Below are 1,911 nucleotides of genomic sequence, written 5' to 3' on the forward strand. Positions count from 1 at the left end.
ATAGACCTCTGGTAAAAGTCAAAAATTGTCCTGATAGGTTAGGAGTAAGTAGTCAGGAGAATTAAGAATGAATAATAATCAATTAAATGGTCTATTTACAGATTTTATGCCATTTAATCCTTATTTTTGCCGTTTTTGAACCATGAAAAATTAATTATGCAAGAGGTTTAATTAATTATCCATCTAAACCGTCAGCCCTCAGTCGAACGCTTTTTCACCGGATTAGTAAACAGTGAACTAAAAACTCAAATCTGATCCCTGATAAGCTGTCTCCTGTCGACCGTCTCCTGTCGACCGTCTCCTCACCTAAGGGAAGATTTTTGCTGTTTGCAGGAGATCTACTGATTCACCGAGGACTTGCGACGACGACAGCGTTCTGAACAGTATTTGACCTCATGCCAACAGTTTTGCCACTTTTTGCGCCAAGTAAAGGATAAACCGCAAACGGGACAAATTTTACTGGGAAGATCGGACTTCGATATCTGACGTGCCATGATTAAAATTAAAAAGTCAAAAACTGCGCCTTATCTATGAGTGTAGATGAAAATAATCAGAGTTCCCCACTCGATCGCCTGAGAATTATTTTAGTTGAACCAGCCGGAGCCTTAAATGTGGGTTCCACTGCCAGAATTATGCGGAATATGGGCTTAAGTCGCTTAATTATCGTCAATCCCGCCTGTGATATCCTTGCAGAAGAAGCGCGACGCATGGCAGTACACGGAATTGAAGTCCTAGAAAACTGTTCACGGGTAGCCACCCTTGGGGAAGCTTTGCAGGGTTGTCATCGCATCATTGCCACCACCTCGAAACCCCGTCACCTGAATACTCCCCTCGAAACACCCCGGGCTGCTTTACCCTGGTTACTCACCCCTAACCTGGAATCGGCCTTAATTTTCGGGCCAGAAGACCGGGGTTTAAGTAACAGCGAACTGAACCACGCCCAGCGTTTTGTCGGTATTCCCGCTAATCCTCAATATTCCTCCCTTAATCTGGCCCAAGCGGTGGCGGTTTGCTCCTACGAACTGTACCAAATGGCGACGGAAAATAGGCTCGAACCCCCGTTAGAAACGCTCCCCAATGCCACTTTTGAGGCTCTAGAAGGCTATTATCAGCACTTGGAGAGCTTTTTGCTCAAAATTGGCTATCTTTACCCCCACACCGCCGCCGCTAGGATGGAGAAATTCCGGCAATTTTATCATCGGGCCCGGCCCACGGTGGAGGAATTAGCCCTGCTGCGGGGCATTATCGGTCATATTGAAAGTATCGGGCAACTTTTTCTCGGTCTTGATAGTCTCAAGGGCAAGAAAAAAAATTCTCCTAGCGATCGATAATAAATCTGGATACCCTTGAGGAAAACCGTGACTCGTCAAGTAACTCGTCGTCCTACTAAAGTCCAATCTGGCCCTGAGTCCCCTAGGGCCATGGACTTAAACAACAAAAAAAAGTCTTTACCGGTTAAAAGGGCAAAAAAACAGCGTAAAACTAACCTAATCGCCTCTTTTCTCCTTCAGGTTCTTCGCTTCTCTATCCTTGGTGTCGGTTTAGGTGCGATCGCTGGTACGGTTTTAACGGTGGTGGATCCAAGCAAATTACCCCTACACCCAAAACCCACCGCTACTAATTCCCCGACTCCCAAACCCGTCACCCCAAAACCGACCACCTTAGTTTTAAACGAAAATCTCAGCAGCCTTAACCAGAAATTACAGGCTTTAGCGGTCAAATATCCGAAATTAAAGGCGGGAGCTTTATTTATTGACCTCGATAACGGTGCTTACGCTAATTTTCGAGAAGATACTATTTTTGCTGCCGCTAGTACGATTAAAATCCCGATTCTGGTGGCCTTTTTTGAGGATGTGGACGCGGGGAAAATTCGTCTCGATGAAACCCTTGTGGCCACTAAGGATGTCCTGG

3 protein-coding genes are annotated in these 1,911 nt (G+C 45.7%); 2 read left to right on the plus strand and 1 reads right to left on the minus strand.

Features of this window, described 5'->3' with window-relative positions:
- Positions 1-338: 338 nt before the first annotated feature.
- Positions 339-494 carry a DUF2256 domain-containing protein gene (locus PX481_RS15060; RefSeq protein WP_071825010.1) on the minus strand — a complete coding sequence of 52 codons (156 nt, stop codon included), beginning with the start codon at positions 492-494 and terminating at the stop codon, positions 339-341.
- A 36-nt stretch (positions 495-530) separates the two neighbouring features.
- On the opposite strand from PX481_RS15060, the gene PX481_RS15065 reads away from it, so the two are divergent.
- Positions 531-1,331, plus strand: a complete 801-nt coding sequence (locus tag PX481_RS15065) for an RNA methyltransferase (protein WP_002758560.1) — start codon at positions 531-533, stop codon at positions 1,329-1,331.
- Between the two features lie 27 nt (positions 1,332-1,358).
- On the plus strand, positions 1,359-1,911 hold a 553-nt coding region (locus tag PX481_RS15070), incomplete at its 3' end, for a serine hydrolase (RefSeq protein WP_288094878.1).

It is taken from the genome of Microcystis sp. M53603_WE2 (assembly GCF_030065435.1).